The organism is Desulfamplus magnetovallimortis, from assembly GCF_900170035.1.
Taxonomy (GTDB): domain Bacteria; phylum Desulfobacterota; class Desulfobacteria; order Desulfobacterales; family Desulfobacteraceae; genus Desulfamplus; species Desulfamplus magnetovallimortis.
In genome coordinates this window covers 720,380-735,121 of the sequence record NZ_LT828540.1, presented here as the reverse complement: position 1 = coordinate 735,121, position 14,742 = coordinate 720,380, and the positions used below count along the sequence as shown (strand labels likewise).

11 protein-coding genes and 1 tRNA gene are annotated in these 14,742 nt (G+C 40.1%); 3 read left to right on the top strand and 9 right to left on the bottom strand.

What is annotated here, in order from left to right; translation table 11 throughout:
• Positions 1–210 precede the first annotated feature (210 nt).
• The 5 genes from MTBBW1_RS02875 to MTBBW1_RS02855 form a co-directional block, all read right to left on the bottom strand.
• On the bottom strand, positions 211–2,427 hold the full coding sequence (locus tag MTBBW1_RS02875) for a carboxy terminal-processing peptidase (RefSeq protein ID WP_080798891.1): 2,217 nt from the start codon (positions 2,425–2,427) through the stop codon (positions 211–213).
• A 13-nt stretch (positions 2,428–2,440) separates the two neighbouring features.
• The gene (gene ylqF, locus MTBBW1_RS02870; RefSeq protein ID WP_080798890.1) at positions 2,441–3,370 is read right to left on the bottom strand and encodes a ribosome biogenesis GTPase YlqF; all 930 of its coding nucleotides are present in this window, start codon (positions 3,368–3,370) and stop codon (positions 2,441–2,443) included.
• A gap of 79 nt (positions 3,371–3,449) precedes the next feature.
• A complete protein-coding gene (locus tag MTBBW1_RS02865; protein WP_080798888.1) occupies positions 3,450–3,884 on the bottom strand; it encodes a hypothetical protein in 435 nt (144 codons plus the stop codon).
• A 381-nt stretch (positions 3,885–4,265) separates the two neighbouring features.
• Positions 4,266–4,466, bottom strand: a complete 201-nt coding sequence (locus MTBBW1_RS02860) for a cold-shock protein (protein WP_080798885.1) — start codon at positions 4,464–4,466, stop codon at positions 4,266–4,268.
• Positions 4,467–4,714: 248 nt separating this feature from the next.
• Positions 4,715–6,706 (bottom strand): ribonuclease catalytic domain-containing protein, encoded by a 1,992-nt coding sequence (locus MTBBW1_RS02855; protein WP_080798882.1) that lies wholly within the window; start codon positions 6,704–6,706, stop codon positions 4,715–4,717.
• A 92-nt stretch (positions 6,707–6,798) separates the two neighbouring features.
• On the opposite strand from MTBBW1_RS02855, the gene MTBBW1_RS02850 reads away from it, so the two are divergent.
• Positions 6,799–7,710 carry a Smr/MutS family protein gene (locus MTBBW1_RS02850; protein WP_080798878.1) on the top strand — a complete coding sequence of 304 codons (912 nt, stop codon included), beginning with the start codon at positions 6,799–6,801 and terminating at the stop codon, positions 7,708–7,710.
• Between the two features lie 32 nt (positions 7,711–7,742).
• Here the strand turns inward: MTBBW1_RS02850 and mltG are convergent, their stop codons facing one another.
• Positions 7,743–8,978 (bottom strand): endolytic transglycosylase MltG, encoded by a 1,236-nt coding sequence (gene mltG, locus MTBBW1_RS02845; RefSeq protein WP_245809220.1) that lies wholly within the window; start codon positions 8,976–8,978, stop codon positions 7,743–7,745.
• Positions 8,979–9,145: 167 nt separating this feature from the next.
• Between mltG and MTBBW1_RS02840 the strand changes: the two genes are divergently transcribed.
• Positions 9,146–10,522, top strand: a complete 1,377-nt coding sequence (locus tag MTBBW1_RS02840; RefSeq protein WP_186441054.1) for a coproporphyrinogen-III oxidase family protein — start codon at positions 9,146–9,148, stop codon at positions 10,520–10,522.
• Positions 10,523–10,712: 190 nt separating this feature from the next.
• On the opposite strand, the gene MTBBW1_RS02835 is transcribed toward MTBBW1_RS02840, so the two are convergent.
• From MTBBW1_RS02835 to MTBBW1_RS28115, 3 genes are all read right to left on the bottom strand, one after another.
• Positions 10,713–11,948 (bottom strand): carbonic anhydrase, encoded by a 1,236-nt coding sequence (locus MTBBW1_RS02835; RefSeq protein WP_245809219.1) that lies wholly within the window; start codon positions 11,946–11,948, stop codon positions 10,713–10,715.
• A 170-nt stretch (positions 11,949–12,118) separates the two neighbouring features.
• Positions 12,119–14,038, bottom strand: coding sequence for a selenocysteine-specific translation elongation factor (selB, locus tag MTBBW1_RS02830; protein WP_080798873.1), 1,920 nt, complete (start codon positions 14,036–14,038; stop codon positions 12,119–12,121).
• Positions 14,039–14,086: 48 nt separating this feature from the next.
• Positions 14,087–14,263 (bottom strand): hypothetical protein, encoded by a 177-nt coding sequence (locus MTBBW1_RS28115; RefSeq protein ID WP_186441053.1) that lies wholly within the window; start codon positions 14,261–14,263, stop codon positions 14,087–14,089.
• Positions 14,264–14,657: 394 nt separating this feature from the next.
• On the opposite strand from MTBBW1_RS28115, the gene MTBBW1_RS02820 reads away from it, so the two are divergent.
• Positions 14,658–14,733, top strand: a tRNA-His gene (locus MTBBW1_RS02820).
• The last annotated feature ends 9 nt before the right edge of the window (positions 14,734–14,742 follow it).

Sequence of the window (14,742 nt, the reverse complement as noted above, 5' to 3'; positions counted from 1 at the left end):
TGCTTCGTTGTGGCAGATGGCTCTGCCATGGCCATTTATATGAAAGTCCCCGCAAATGGCTGTTTTTATAAAGACTTTCAACTCTTCCATTGTGGCGGTGAACCGCCATGTTGGTTTATATGAAAGTCTCAGTAAGTGGCTGTTTTTAAAACGACTTTCATCTCTTCGATTGTGGCGGCTATCCGCCATGTACGTTATATAAAAAATCCTTTACCACCTGTATCTTTTTGCCTCAGATTCTGTAATCAAATCAGCCATCATCTCACGGGCTTCATCAAGGAGTATATCATCTTTATCTTTTTTCTTACTTGAGGTGTTTTTCTGTGAATTGTCAGAAAGCTCTTCTGTCTCTTCGTCATCCTGGTGAATCTCTTCAATGGATGAGACAGGTTCAAGACCCTTTGAAACCCTCAGATGATTTTCTATCTCAAGTTCCATACTGTTCATTCGTTCCTTGTATGCCTTTCTTTTTTCAATATTTAATGGAAGAGTTTTTAATGTATATAGCTCCTTTGAGAGTTCAAACCGTTTTTTAAGATAGGTAAATCCTGGTTGGTTATCCACCCTTTTGGTATGTTTCTGTTTAAGAGCTGTGATTAAAGGGGTCATGCTTTTATAAGAGTTGTAGTTTGCTTTTATGGATTTATCCCAGGGCAGGGCACCATCGAGGGAGCTTTCTCCTGTCTCATCACTGTTATAAATGGACGGAAATTCAATATCAGGAAGAACTCCAAGGTTCTGGGTGCTCTCTCCTGATACCCTGTAAAATTTTGAGGTTGTAAGTTTAAGCTGTCCATCTTCAATCGGTTGAAGAGCCTGAACTGTTCCCTTGCCAAATGTTCGGGTACCCACAATAATGCCGCGGTGATAATCCTTGATTGCACCTGCAAATATTTCAGAAGCAGATGCACTCATGCGGTTTATCATCACCATGAGAGGCCCTCTGTAATATATGACAGGGTCTGGGTCTTCAAGTCTTGACATATAGCCGTTTCTGGATCTTATCTGCACAGTAGGGCCAGATTTAATAAAAAGCCCTGTAAGCTGGTTAACTTCCTGAAGTGCTCCGCCCCCATTGTCCCTCAGATCAATGATCAAGCCGTCTATTTTTTCATTTTTAAGGTCATTGAGCAGATTCATAACATCTCTTGTGGTGCTTTTGTAATCAGTTGAACCCTCCTGCATGCCCTTGAAATCAAGGTAAAATGTGGGAATGGTAATTGTGCCAACCCTTAAAGTTCTGCCATTCCGGTTTATGGTAACAATCTCCTTGCTTGCAGCCTGCTCTTCAAGTTTTACCTTGTCACGTTTAATGCTGACTGTGCGTGCATTTTGTACCCCTTTCTGGGCCGCCGGTATTACCCTGAGTCTGACCATTGTATCCTTTGGGCCGCGGATAAGGTTGACAACCTCGTCAATTCTCCAACCCACTGTATCCTGAAATGGCCCTTGCACCCCCTGTCCCACGCCGATAATCTTGTCTCCCGGCATAAGCTGCCCTGACTTGTCAGCAGGGCCTGCCGGAACAAGGCTTACCACTTTTGTGTATTCATATTCACTCTGCAGAACAGCGCCTATCCCTTCCAGTGAGAGACTCATCTGTATGTCAAAATCCTCTGACATCCTTGGTGGAAAAAATTGGGTATGGGGATCAAAAGTCATGGCCACGGAGTTTATATATATCTTAAATGTATCTGCTGTATCTGTTTGGAGCAGCCTGTTAAGCCTGCTTTTATAGCGTTTTGAAAGAAGATTTGTAATATCTTCGTTACTTTCTCCATCAAGTTTCAGGGAAAGGATTGTATTTTTAAGCTCGCTGTCCCATATTTTTTTAAGCTCTTCCAAATTTTCCGGCCAAGGAAGATCAGTGCGGTCAAGAATTATCTCTTCCTCTGCATTAAAATCAAAAAGTGTTTCCCATTTTTCAATGGAGTTTAGGATATGGGTAAGCCTTATGAATGACCTTTCAAGGTATATGTTGAATATTGCATATCCAGGGGTGAGTTCACCTTTTTCCAGGGTATTGTCAAGCCAGTAACGTACCTTTTCAAATTCGTTTATCTCACTTTTTGTAAAAAGGCTTTTTGACGGATCAAGTGTATTTAAATATTGATCCAGAATTCTGGATGAGAGTTCATCATTGAACTCAAGATTGGAATAGTGATATCTCTCAAGTGCATGAACAATGCTTTTGCATAAAATAGAATCTTCCCGGGTGAATGTCATTTTTTCCAGGCTCTCAATTCCTGGAAGACCGTTCTCAAAGGAGAATGCAACCTTGCCGTCTGCTGATGCTGAAGGTATAGAAAAAGTGATAGATAGCATCATAATAAAAATTGATGCAAGAGTCTGTGCTGAATGATTTCTGAAAATTTTTGCAGGTTTTGCGACAGTGTGTAAAAAATTTGATAAAGTACTTTTTTTCATTGGAATTACTCAATTATTTTGTGGATGTTAAATCATTATATTGTACCTGAGATTTCCACTCCTCTAACAGAGCTTTCTGCTCTTCCATTGCCTCCTGGTTGGTTTCAAATGATATTCTCCCAAGCTTTCCGGCTCTAAGTTCCCTGATAAAAAGTTCCGATGCTTTTTGATAATCAATTACACCGCCTTTTTTAAGGCATCCCCTTGTTGTTCCTATCTCTTCAAGTATCTTAAGAGGTTCAGTTTCTTCAAAATCCGCAGATTGACTGTTTTCAGGCTCCTGAATGGATATTCCATATCTTTGTTTTAATCTTTCAGGATATCTTTTTATCATAAGTGCAATGGCAAACATGGCAATGTCTGAATAATCAATGGCTGTGTCGGAGATAGCTCCGCTGACAGCAAGGCGATATGCACCATTTTTATTTTCCAGGATTGGCCATAAAATGCCTGGAGTATCATAAATATCAATTTGCTTTTTGAGGCTTGTTCTTTGCTGATGACGGGTTATTGCCGGGGTATTTCCGGTTTTGGCAATTTTTTTTCCGGCCAGAGAGTTCATTATGGTTGATTTTCCGGTGTTTGGAATTCCTGCCACCATTACGCGAATACGTCTCGATTTTGATCTGTTTATTCCGGCAAGGGCATACTCTGCCGCACGCCAGGTCTCGACAGGGCTTGTACCTGTAACAGCAATTGCGTTTTCCCCAATATCTCTGTAATGATGGAGCCATGAGAGTGTGACATCAGGGTCTGCAAGATCCTGTTTGTTAAGGATTTTTAATCGAAAAACATTTTTGCATATTTTGTCAAGAAGAGGGTTTGCACTTGAATAGGGAAGCCTTGCATCAAGGATCTCCATTATTGTATCTACACTGGAAACCGCTTTTTTAAGAAACTTTTCGGTCTCCTGCATATGTCCCGGGAACCACTGTATAGTCATAAGGTGCGCTGTCTCTATCTGTTGATATTGTTCTGGTTCTGTTTTTTCTTCAGCTTGCGAAGCTCTTTTTCAAGTTTTTTTATTTTTGCTGTTTTGGGTCAAATAGATCTTTTGTTTTTGCAAAAAGTCCATTTTTTATATTGGATTCCCCTCTTATGTTAGATTCCTCTTTTTTTAAGGCCTCTGGAAGTTTAATATTGCTTTGTGGCTGTTCTACGCCATTGCCGTTACAGGCAAGTGTGGGAAGGTTATTCGCTTTTTCCGTCTCCAAAGCTACGGGTTCAGGCGAGATAGGAGTTGTATGATAAGTTTTTTTATCACTTTCTTCATCCAGGTCATTGGAGCCTGATGAAAAATAGAGATAGATAAAACAGATGGCACCGGCGCAGCTTCCAAAAAATCCTCCTGCAATAAAGGAGAAAAATCTTTCAAGGGTAGTTTGAAGATAGAAGTAGCCGTAAACGGCACCCATAGCCATGCCAATAATAAAAAGTATTGTTGCTGTAATATACATGACTGCTTAAGTAGCACAGCATTGTAAAAGTATAAACAACAAAAATGCTTTACAGGAAGAAAAAATAATTTGTGGGTGAAATATCTGGAAGCATGGATGAGATGATGCTCAAAAGATCATGGGTGTCGCCTTTGATTTATGGCCTGTTTAAGCTTTGTTTTTCAAAACGTTAAAAATTATTTGGCTCAAAAATAAAAAAGGCACCCTGCAAAAAAATGGAGGGTGCCATAAAAACTTAAGTACGCTTTTTTCAATGATTATATATTTGGCAGTGTCCCAAATATGTTGATGAACTCTTCACAAAGCTTGATTCAGCAGGGCTTTCACAAAAAGATATCAACACTTTTATGACACTACCATATATTTAAGACATAGTGGCTTTTATTTAACGGTAACATCCACAGCGGAAGGACCTTTTTGGCCCTGTTTAATCTCAAATGTTACTTTGTCACCTTCATTCAGGGATTTGAAACCAGAAGCGTTTATTCCTGTGTGGTGTACAAATACATCCGGACCATTTTCCTGCTCAATAAAACCAAAACCTTTAGAATCGTTAAACCATTTTACAATACCTTCTGCCATGTGGACAATCTCCTAAAAAAAAATAAAAAATAATAGTTCCAAACTCAAGGTTCATGCCACTTTAGCAAAATGGTCTTCCCTGTAGAACGAAACTTTGCAATTGCAAGCTCATGAAACGCTTAAGATAAAGCAAGCTCATGAAAAGCTTAATGGGTAAGAATCGTATATGTTAATTAAAAGGAAATCAAGCAATATTTTAAACTTTTGGAAATAGTTACGTTATTTATTAAAGGGTACAACATAAAAGATCATAGCAAAAGAGATAATTGATCACGGCGGGCATCTGCATGTTGAATTGTCACCTGAATTATATCACCTGGTTTTGCATTAATGTTGCTGGAGGGGATACGCCACTCAAGCATATACTCTTTTAAAAGGACAGTGAAATTATCCCTTCTTGCATCAAGAACAAGGGCGTCTTCCTTTGAGCCTTTCATTCCTTCAAGGTATTTAAGCAGCCAGTATCTTCGTCTCTGGTATTGAACTCTTCCGGTGTTGCCCACAGCGGTTTCAATGGTGTGCAGTATATGTTGAAGTTCATCCTTTGAGTAGGCGGGCTCGTACCCTAAAATTCCCCTTATTTGACGCTGGGTAAGGAGATCATAATATCTTCTGATGGGTGATGTTGCTGTGACATAGGCATCCACTCCAAGTCCGGAGTGATGTTCCGGGGATGTGCCTATTATTGCTCTGTTAAGTTGCCTGCGCTGCATGCAGTTGAGAAAAAGTGATGTTTCAACACCCTGAAACAGACGCTGTTTTGGATCAGGCTGGGATCTGAATACAGCAGGGACATTGTGTTTTGACAAAAATTCAGCCATAAGTGAGTTGGCAAGAATCATAAGCTCTGATATGAGCATTCTTGAAGGGTTTTCTCTGTCAATTTTTGATATTCCAATATCTCCATTCTCTTCAATCCAGAGATTTACTTCAGGAAGGGTGATCTGCACCGCACCTGCCTTTATGCGTTTTTCCCGAAGTACTGTAGCAATTCTGTACAGAGTGGTTATCGGGTCATCTTCCCCGTTAAGAATATTGGCTTCTGTATATGTCATCTGGTGATGAACCTTTATAATACTTGGCACAATATCATAGTCGATTATCTCGAAAAAGCGGTTAAGCCTTACAATAGTGCTGATTCCGGGTCTGATTTTTTCTTCCACAAGGCTGCAAAGATCTTCGGACAGATCAGGGGGCAGCATCGGAATTTTATCATCCGGCATATAAATTGAGCTTCCCCTGAGCCTTGCGTGACGATCCACTGGATCATCATTTTTGATAAAAAAGCCAACATCAATTATGTGGATACCAAGTATATAACCGTCATCTTCTTTCTGAAGGCTTATGGCATCGTCATAGTCAAGTGTGGACTGGCCGTCTATGGTAATTAGCGGGATATCCTGAAGATCCATTCTTTTTGGATCATTTAGAAAATCATCGTGGTTTGCTATAAGCCCTGCAGTGTTTTTATGTACAGATTCCGGAAAATCAACAGGTATATCCATGCGGATAATGTCAAGATTTTCATGTTCATTCCATATCCCTGACTTTACCAGCAGATTAAACACCTGATGCGGGGAATCAATGCCGCCTCGTGACATGATTGCCCTTGCATCTGCTGCTGCACGGCTATCCTTGTCATATATATAGTAATCCTTGAGGATGGTCACAATTTCAGGATCTGGTGGAGAAGGGGATGGTTCTGAGTCTGAAAAAGAGCCTTTATCAATAGTATTGAGCCATAAGGCTCCTTGCTCAACAAGCTTTTCCTTTCGTTCTGCTTCCCGAAGCTGATTCAGCTTGTTGTCAATCTGGTCAGGAGTATTGGGGAAAAAGATATCCTTACTGAATTTAAAGTAGAGCTTGTCATTGAAGAATGCCCTGACAACTGCTGTTTCATGGTCAGGGGTGACCGGCGGATCGAAACAGAAAGATGTCATGGTTTCAAGATCTATTGGCTCTTCATCTTCATGTAGAAGTTCCCATAACTCCTGTATGTTTATATCCTTTGAGAGTTCTTGTCTTGATAAAGCACACTGCTTAAGATTCCGGACAAGGGCATCCCTTGATGCTGTCATGTCAAGGCTTTCTCCTGACAGGTGAGAGAGCCTGCCAACAGAGATATTAACTTCACGGTTAAATTCCGTAAGAAGCCTTAATCGCTGCTTTTTTATCTGCAGCACAACAGCACATATGATTTTTTGCTGGTCGATGTATTCTACAATATTTCCTATATTCATAAGCGGATACAATATCAGTATGTGCTGTTAAAGTCAATCGTGAGAACGTCATTATCCTTGAAAAAAACACCCTTGTGAAGTAGTATGGCAAGATGTTTAGAAAAAATAAAAATATAAAAAATATTTCAGGAAAACCATCTGAAAATCCTCGAAAAAACAGGAACGGTATTGCTGTTTTTGATGGCAATACCGATTTATACAAAATTTTTTCGGACATGGAAGATGAACTTGATCCAAAAATTTCACCTGACCATGGCTACTCTTATGAATCTGATGTTCATCCAAATATAGCAGATTCAGCATCTTCCGGCTCTTCTGGAGCAACTTCATCCATATCTGTAATAAAAGATGTTAAGCATGTAATAAAAGATGCTAAGCATTCAAGGCCGAATTCAAAGGTCTCTCCGGATCATGAAATTCATGGGGAGGATTTTCACGGTAAAAGAAGTGGGAATTCAGTTTTCAGAAACAGATCTTCCGAGCTTCCTTCTGCATCTCGATTAGCCATGAGAAAAGACAAACATGGAATTCCTTTTCTTGACGGTTCAGAAAGCCTTTCCAGACTTTTTAGAGAAAAATCTTATGAAACTGGAGAAGAAGAGGTATTTCCAAAGCTTCTTGAAGATTCACTTAAAGGCAAGAACAGAGATGCCATCATGCGTGAAAAAAGTGATAGAGGAGTACCTGAGCCACTACCTCTTAAAAAAAGATTAAAACGTTATCCTCCTGCCCAGAATGTACTTGACCTGCATGGAATGACCTCCGCTGCTGCCAGACAAAGAGTGGAGCAGTGGTTGAGGAGGCTCTGGAGAAACGGCTTTTTTACGTTGCAGATAATTGTTGGACGCGGCATTCACTCTGAATTTGGAGCTGTTCTGCCTGATGTTGTTGAAGATATCTTGATTCGCCTAAAAAAAGAAGGTGTTGTACTCTGGTTTGAGTGGGACAGAAAACGAAAAAGCCAGAGTGGAGCTTTAATTGTCTATTTGAATCAATTTGACTGATATTACGTTATTTTGCGCCCCTGTCCATTGCCTCATAAATTGCCAAGCTGATATTTTTTAACTGCTCTGTTATGTGCCCTTAATGTCTTTGAAAAATGATGTGTTTTATCATTTTTTGAGACAAAATAGATAAAATCGCTTTTGTCAGGGAAGAGGGCAGCCTTTATGGAGTGTTCTCCGGGATTTGCAATGGGACCTGCCGGAAGACCTGAGATTGCGTAGGTATTGTAAGGTGTAGCCTTTTTTAAATCTTTGCGTGTTATGTTGCCGTTAAAATCAGGAATACCATATATGACTGTGGGGTCGCTCTGAAGGCGCATATTTCTTTTTAATCTGTTGTGGAAAACCGATGATATAATGGGGCGTTCATGGTCAGCCCCTGTCTCTTTTTCGATTATTGAAGCAAGGATGACTATCTCATGGGGAGAAAAACCAAGTTTTTTACATCTCTCAAACCAGGCAGGCTTGAAAATCTCCTTAAATCGTGAAATCATTGTTGCCATGATCTCCTTATGGGTAGCTCCTGCTGGAAAAAAATATGTGTCAGGAAACAGATAGCCTTCCATTGACAGTGAAAGTTTGTCCTTGTTTTCATTTATAAAAATACCGATCCTGGCGATAAACAGTGGATCTGAAGCCTGCCTTATAAAATCTGCCCTGTTTCCAAATCCTGCCTTTTCAACAATCTCTGCAATCTCCTTTACAGTAAGCCCCTCTGGTATGGTTATCCGGTGGAGATGAACCTTGCCTTCTACAAATTTTTTAAGTATTACTTCAGGGGTTTCAGTTGAAGATATCTTATATTCTCCAGCCTGAATTTTTTTTGCATTTCCCCTTACCATTGCAAGTAACCTGAAAAGATGCCTGTTTGTTATCAACCCTCTCTCTTCAAGCCTTTTTGCCATGTGTTGAAGACTTTCCCCTGGTTTAATGATAAATAAATTGTCTTCTTCATGGGAATCAACTGATTCCTGAACATTGATCTCTTTTTCATGGAGGTCAACTGATTCCTGACTGTTGGCCTTTTTTTCATGAAGGCTAACTGATTCTTGACTGTTTGTCTCTTTTATATGCTTTACAGTTAATTTTGAAGATGTAATATCTTTTCCGGAATCACTGTTTTTATTGTAAAATTCAGCGGCCTGTTTGTGCAATGTCAAATTTGCAGGGGTAGATATAAATTGTTGAAACATGTATATACCGCCTGACACACAGGCACCTGAAACAAAGAGTATCATAAAAAAGGCAATGAATATTTTTTTAAACATAAATTTCTCGCAAAAATGAGTAAAACAGCAATCTATAATTTAATATTTGATGGGTTACCATTTTTTCTACTGCTAAAGCAAGTAGTTATGTAAAAGCACGCCCGAAGGGCGCTAATTTAATTGAGACAAATGCAATAAATGCAGATAAAGCCAACAAGATGTCGATTTTGAGAAACACAGACGGTGCTAATAATACAAAAATGTCAAACATTATTACTAATTCAATTCCTGCGGGAATTTATATTCATATCCCATTTTGTGCAAGGAAATGTCCATATTGTGATTTTTATTCTGTCTCTGAACTTAGCTATTTAGATATTTTTATGGATGCTCTTCTCCATGAGCTTGAGTTCAGGGCTGAGCCAGATCTAAATATTGATACCATTTACATTGGCGGAGGAACCCCGTCTCTGCTTTCTTGTGGCCAGACCGAAAAAATTATAGCACATATAATAAAATGCTTTAATGTTATGGATAACCCCCAGATAACAATGGAGATCAATCCCGGAACATTGTGCATTTCAGATATTGCCCAAATTAAACAGCAAGGATTTAATGGGCATAGTAATAAGAATAACTACGCAAAAGCTCTGGGCAATGGCACAGATACCGGTACAACTGCTGAGATAACCAGAAAGCTTGAAAATATAAGGAGTATAGGCGTTAATCGCTTAAGCATAGGGGTGCAGTCCTTTCAGGATCATAAGCTCTCTTTTTTAAAAAGAATCCATTCTGCCGGAACTGCAATCAACACCATCGAATCAGCAAGAAAGGCAGGTTTTGATAATATCAGCATTGATCTTATGTATGGCCTTCCTGGCGAGACCCAGAATTCTTGGAAATATGATCTTGATGTTGCAATCAGCATGAACTGTGAACATCTTTCATGCTATATGCTCACCTATGAGCCTGGAACTCCAATGTATGATGAAGTTGCCGGAAATAAATTCAAACCACTTGATGATGAAAAGGTCTCATTACTTTTTAAGCAGACATCAGGCTATCTTGCTTCCCACGATTTTTACCATTATGAAATATCAAATTTTGCCCGATGTATGAAGAAAAAAGAGAAAGAACTTTGCTGTCAATCCAAGCATAACAGGAAATACTGGAATATGGTACCTTATCTGGGATTTGGCCCATCTGCCCATTCATATGACGGAATTAATCGTTTTTCCAATGATTCCAGCGTTAAAACCTATATTGCACGATTAAATAGAGGAAAGTTGCCTTTAAAAATGGAGGAAAAACTCACAATAGAACAGAAAATGATAGAAACTGTAATGCTTGGACTAAGAACTGCTGAAGGGATAAATATCAAAAATTTTGAGCATAAGTTTAATTGCGATTTTGATAAACTTTTTGGTACGGTAATGGAAAGGGTAAAATCCAGATCCTGGGGTGAGCTATGCAGTGGAAAAAGCACATATGAGATTAATCATGAAACAAAAGGGGAGGGGATTGCACAAGAATTTTTTCATCTTAACGTTGAAGGGTGGATATTTCTTGATAGCGTGGTATCCTGGTTCGTTGATGAAATATAGTTTTTTTAGGTGATAGTCTCGGGATTGAATTGATTTAAAGGTTGGCCTTTTTTGTAGGGGCTGACACCTGTGTGTCTGCTCTTCAAGCTGTGTGCCTGCTCTTCAAGCTGTATGTCTGCTCTTCAAGGGGGCAATCGCACAGGATTGCCCCCTACAGTGGGTGACGTTAGAGCCAAACCCAAAAAATGCATTATGTATGGCTTACGGCAGGGTCTTCTGTCACTTTATCCTGTGCATCTTCCGCAGGAGGTGCTTCTTGGCTCTCTTGCTCTGATGGCTCTTCCTGTTTCTTTTGATCTGAGGTCTCTTCATGGTTCTTCTGTGCAGATGATTCTTCAGAGTCACTTATGACAGCTTTTTCCGGAGATGCTTCAACTTTTTCAAGGATTTCGAAAGTTTTATCCTCGGGCAGCCAGCTTACCTTTCCAGTGCCTACATCGTAAATTGCACCAACAACCTTTGCAAATCCTTTTTTAACAAAATCCCTTGTTACAGGGCTTTCCATGAAAAGTTCTTCAATACCTGTCCATACGTTCTCCTCAATTGCAAAGGGGATAATATCATCTCCTTTTATATCAGGATTCAAATCCATGGCTTTTTTGACAGCAGGTTCAATATTGGCAACAAGATCAGGTATGTTTCTTTCAAGTGGATGGCCATGACCCTGAACAGCATGGGTAACGGCTGTTACAGCACCACACTGGGTATGTCCAAGAACCACAAGAACAGGAGTGTGTACATGGGCAAGGCCATATTCAATGGAACCTCTTTCATCCACATCACACACATTTCCTGCAACACGGATAACAAAGATATCCATGATTCCAGCATCAAAAAGGGCTTCAACAGGAACCCTAGAGTCAGAACAGGTTATTACTGTTGCATAGGCATGGTCTCCCTGGTTTTCAATTGCAGCAAGTTTAAGCCTTGCAGCATCTAAGTTGGGATGGATGGCCTCTCCATTTACAAACCTGTCGTTACCCTGTTGAAGTTTTGCAATTGCCAGGTCAGGAGATGGTTTGCCTGCAAAGGGATTTCCCTCCTGCTCGGAGATTATAGGTTTTCGGTTATCAATTTCTGCAATTTTTTTCAGTGCCTGACTCAGCATGGCAAGCTTTTCATTTTGTTTTGCAGTGTCAGCATCAGGTTCAACAGCCTCCTTATGTGCTGCCGGGTCATCTGATGGTGTGGGGTCTTGCTCATGGGACGCATCTGCAGTCTGGGTTTTGCTGGATGGGGAGTGGTCAGCCACAGGTTGTTCAGCGGTATCTGTAGCATGCTGTTCTGCAGATACTACTGTTTCAGCGTGGGATGTCACAGCTTCGCCATCAGAATGCGTTGTACTCTGGCTGTTAAAAATAGCTGCCACAATAACCATCAAGATAATGTAGCCTGCAAAAATAATCTGGTTTGTTTTGTTGCTCATTGACTCTTCTCCTGTATTAAAATGGTTTGAATGATCTCGTTAGTCATAAGTTCTTTCATCGTCCACCATCCATGGGGTTTTGAGACAAACAAAAACACAATATCAGGTAGCAGTTATGAGAACTTATGACTATAGATGAAGGATAAAAAATTGGGGTTGACAACAGGTTACTATATTTTTTTTCTGAGCTGCCTTGTATCACCTACACGAATGGTGAAATTGATTGCATCAAAATACTCTATCAGAGGAATCACATATTTTCTGGAAATTCCGGTCATATCCTTGAACTGTGGGGTTGTAATTTCATTTTCACGGGTAAGGAACTCTAAAAGCTGAGCTTCAATTTTTTTGATGGCCTGGATATCAAAGTATAGATCATCCTTGGTTTTTACGATGCGTTTTTCGTCAATCAGCATCTGGAGGACATCTCTTGCTATTTTTGGATCAACTTCGAGTTCACTGCATATTGTTCTGAAAAATGGAGGAGTAAGGCCATCCCTTTCATATATTTTAGCGATTTTCTCCTTTACAGCTTTAAGGTCAACCTGTAGTGCGACCTTGTGTGTTGCAAGACGTATGGTGTTTCCCTCCTGCACAATGTTGCCATCCTTGACAAGCCTTGAGGTGACAAGCGGGAAAAGCTTTGAGTCCTTGGACTTAAATGCTCTGAATTTTGATTTCAGCTCCTCTTTAGAGATACCTTCCTTAAGAGGATTCTCCTCATGATATGCGGAAAGCAGCTTTAATACATCGTTTGACAGGGCATCGAAAATTTCTCCATGAATATAGGTTCTTTTCTCTTTGTCACTCAACACAAGGGATCTTGATGCAAGCATTTTCTGTAGAATCCCGTCAAGTTTTTTGTCAGGCAGAGGAGTCATTAGACGAAGTTCTCCAAATGAAACACCATTATGTCTGCCCATTTTTGAAAAAAAGGAGATATTCTGTTGTGGATCATTGTCAAGAAGGCCGTTAAGGCCATCAATAATTTCCTGATTGAACAGCTTGTGTTTTCCAGGAAAAGGATTGAGAATATGACCTCCTCCTATGGTTCTTACAGGAGAGTAGCTTCTTATTACAAAATGGTCTCCATGCATTACACAAATGGGGTTTTCAAGGCGTATCTGTACCGGGGCTAAACTTCCGGGCATAAGTTCTTCTCTGTCAAGGAGAATGACATTTCCCATGATTTCACTTGTTCCGGAATGAAATCTCACCCTTGTGCGAGCCTTTGCAGGCTTTGTATTACTGGAAAGGAAATGAAGATGGGCATCAACCATATACGATGGTTTAAGGGTGTCTGGTGTGGAGAGTATATCTCCTCTGTTTACATTTTCCCTGTCAAGCCCCTGAAAATTTATTGCCGTCCTGGTTCCTGATGATGCAGATTCCACACTTTTTCCATGCACCTGAATACCCCTGACTTTTGAGGTAACCCTTGATGGAAATACCATTATATTTTCACCAACATCAATTTTTCCTGAAGCCAGGGTACCTGTTATTACTGTTCCAAACCCCTTCATGGAAAAAACTCTGTCAACAGGAAGCCTGAAAATCGGAGAGTAAGGTCGTTCTGGTATCTCATTGCATATTTTTTCAAGAGTGCTCCTGAAAAGGTCAAGTCCAAGATTTTTTGTGGAAGATACCGGAACAACAGGAGCATCCTCAAGAAATGTACCCCTTGTAAATTCCCTGACATCATCCATGGCAAGTTCCATCAGATCTTCATCCACAAGGTCAATTTTGGTCATTGCAATAAAGCCATGTTTGATGCCCATGAGGGTACATATCTCCATGTGTTCCCGGGTCTGGGGCATAACGCCTTCATCTGCTGCAATAACCATTGATACAAGATCAATTCCACTTGCACCTGCAACCATGTTCTTGACAAATTTTTCATGGCCCGGAACATCCACAATACCGATCACATTACCGTCGGAAAGTGTTATTGATGCAAAGCCAAGTTCAATTGTAATTCCCCGCTTTATCTCTTCCTTGAGACGGTCAGTTTCAATGCCGGTGAGAGCCCTTATAAGGCTTGTCTTGCCATGGTCAATATGTCCTGCGGTTCCCAAGATAATCTGTTTCAATTTGCAACAGCTCCTTAATTGTTTTTTGCCATCGTGCAGGTCTTTACTTTAACCTTTTTTGTTCTTTTGTCGTATCATGGACATAACATAGGCAACAGCAACAAGTCCTGCACCCATTGCAACTCCATGAAAAATTGTCCATTCCGGCCTGAATATTCTTGTAATAAGAATGCCGAAAACCATGCCAAGTATAATCCTTGCAATAAATACATAAAAAGTATTCATAATGGGGTTCTCTTTTTCATAACTTCGTTTGTGGTGGATATCCGCCATTTATGTTAAAATGAATTATTTACCATTTGGTGTGTACGCCGAAAAATAATAAACAAACTTCATTCATGGGTCAATATGATTTTGGTAAGTGATGAGGCATTTGCAAATATTTTGCAATTCAGACAGATTTTTAACCTCTTTTTGTGTTTCCTGCACCGGAAATTTTTTTTTTGCAGGATCGGAAGTGATTATTTCGGAATTGAAAAGGTTTTTTGCAGGATCGGTAATTATTGTCGCAGAACTGCAAAGGTTTTTTGCAGAGATGTTACCATATTCTTTTGCCATAAAAGAAAATTGTTGCAATGGCAGATAAAAATTGATATATAGGCCGAGTTGTTTTTTTGCGGTGGGTGTAGCTCAGTTGGTAGAGCACCAGGTTGTGGCCCTGGTGGCCGCGGGTTCAAGTCCCGTCACTCACCCCATTCTTTAGC

Bases quoted from the DNA above. Each gene is read 5' to 3' on its own strand.
- MTBBW1_RS02850 (WP_080798878.1), top strand. From the start codon at position 6,799: ATGTTTAGAAAAAATAAAAATATAAAAAATATTTCAGGAAAACCATCT.
- mltG (WP_245809220.1), bottom strand. From the start codon at position 8,978: ATGTTTAAAAAAATATTCATTGCCTTTTTTATGATACTCTTTGTTTCA.
- MTBBW1_RS02835 (WP_245809219.1), bottom strand. From the start codon at position 11,948: ATGAGCAACAAAACAAACCAGATTATTTTTGCAGGCTACATTATCTTG.
- MTBBW1_RS02865 (WP_080798888.1), bottom strand. From the start codon at position 3,884: ATGTATATTACAGCAACAATACTTTTTATTATTGGCATGGCTATGGGT.
- MTBBW1_RS02875 (WP_080798891.1), bottom strand. From the start codon at position 2,427: ATGAAAAAAAGTACTTTATCAAATTTTTTACACACTGTCGCAAAACCT.
- MTBBW1_RS02860 (WP_080798885.1), bottom strand. From the start codon at position 4,466: ATGGCAGAAGGTATTGTAAAATGGTTTAACGATTCTAAAGGTTTTGGT.
- ylqF (WP_080798890.1), bottom strand. From the start codon at position 3,370: ATGACTATACAGTGGTTCCCGGGACATATGCAGGAGACCGAAAAGTTT.
- MTBBW1_RS28115 (WP_186441053.1), bottom strand. From the start codon at position 14,263: ATGAATACTTTTTATGTATTTATTGCAAGGATTATACTTGGCATGGTT.
- MTBBW1_RS02855 (WP_080798882.1), bottom strand. From the start codon at position 6,706: ATGAATATAGGAAATATTGTAGAATACATCGACCAGCAAAAAATCATA.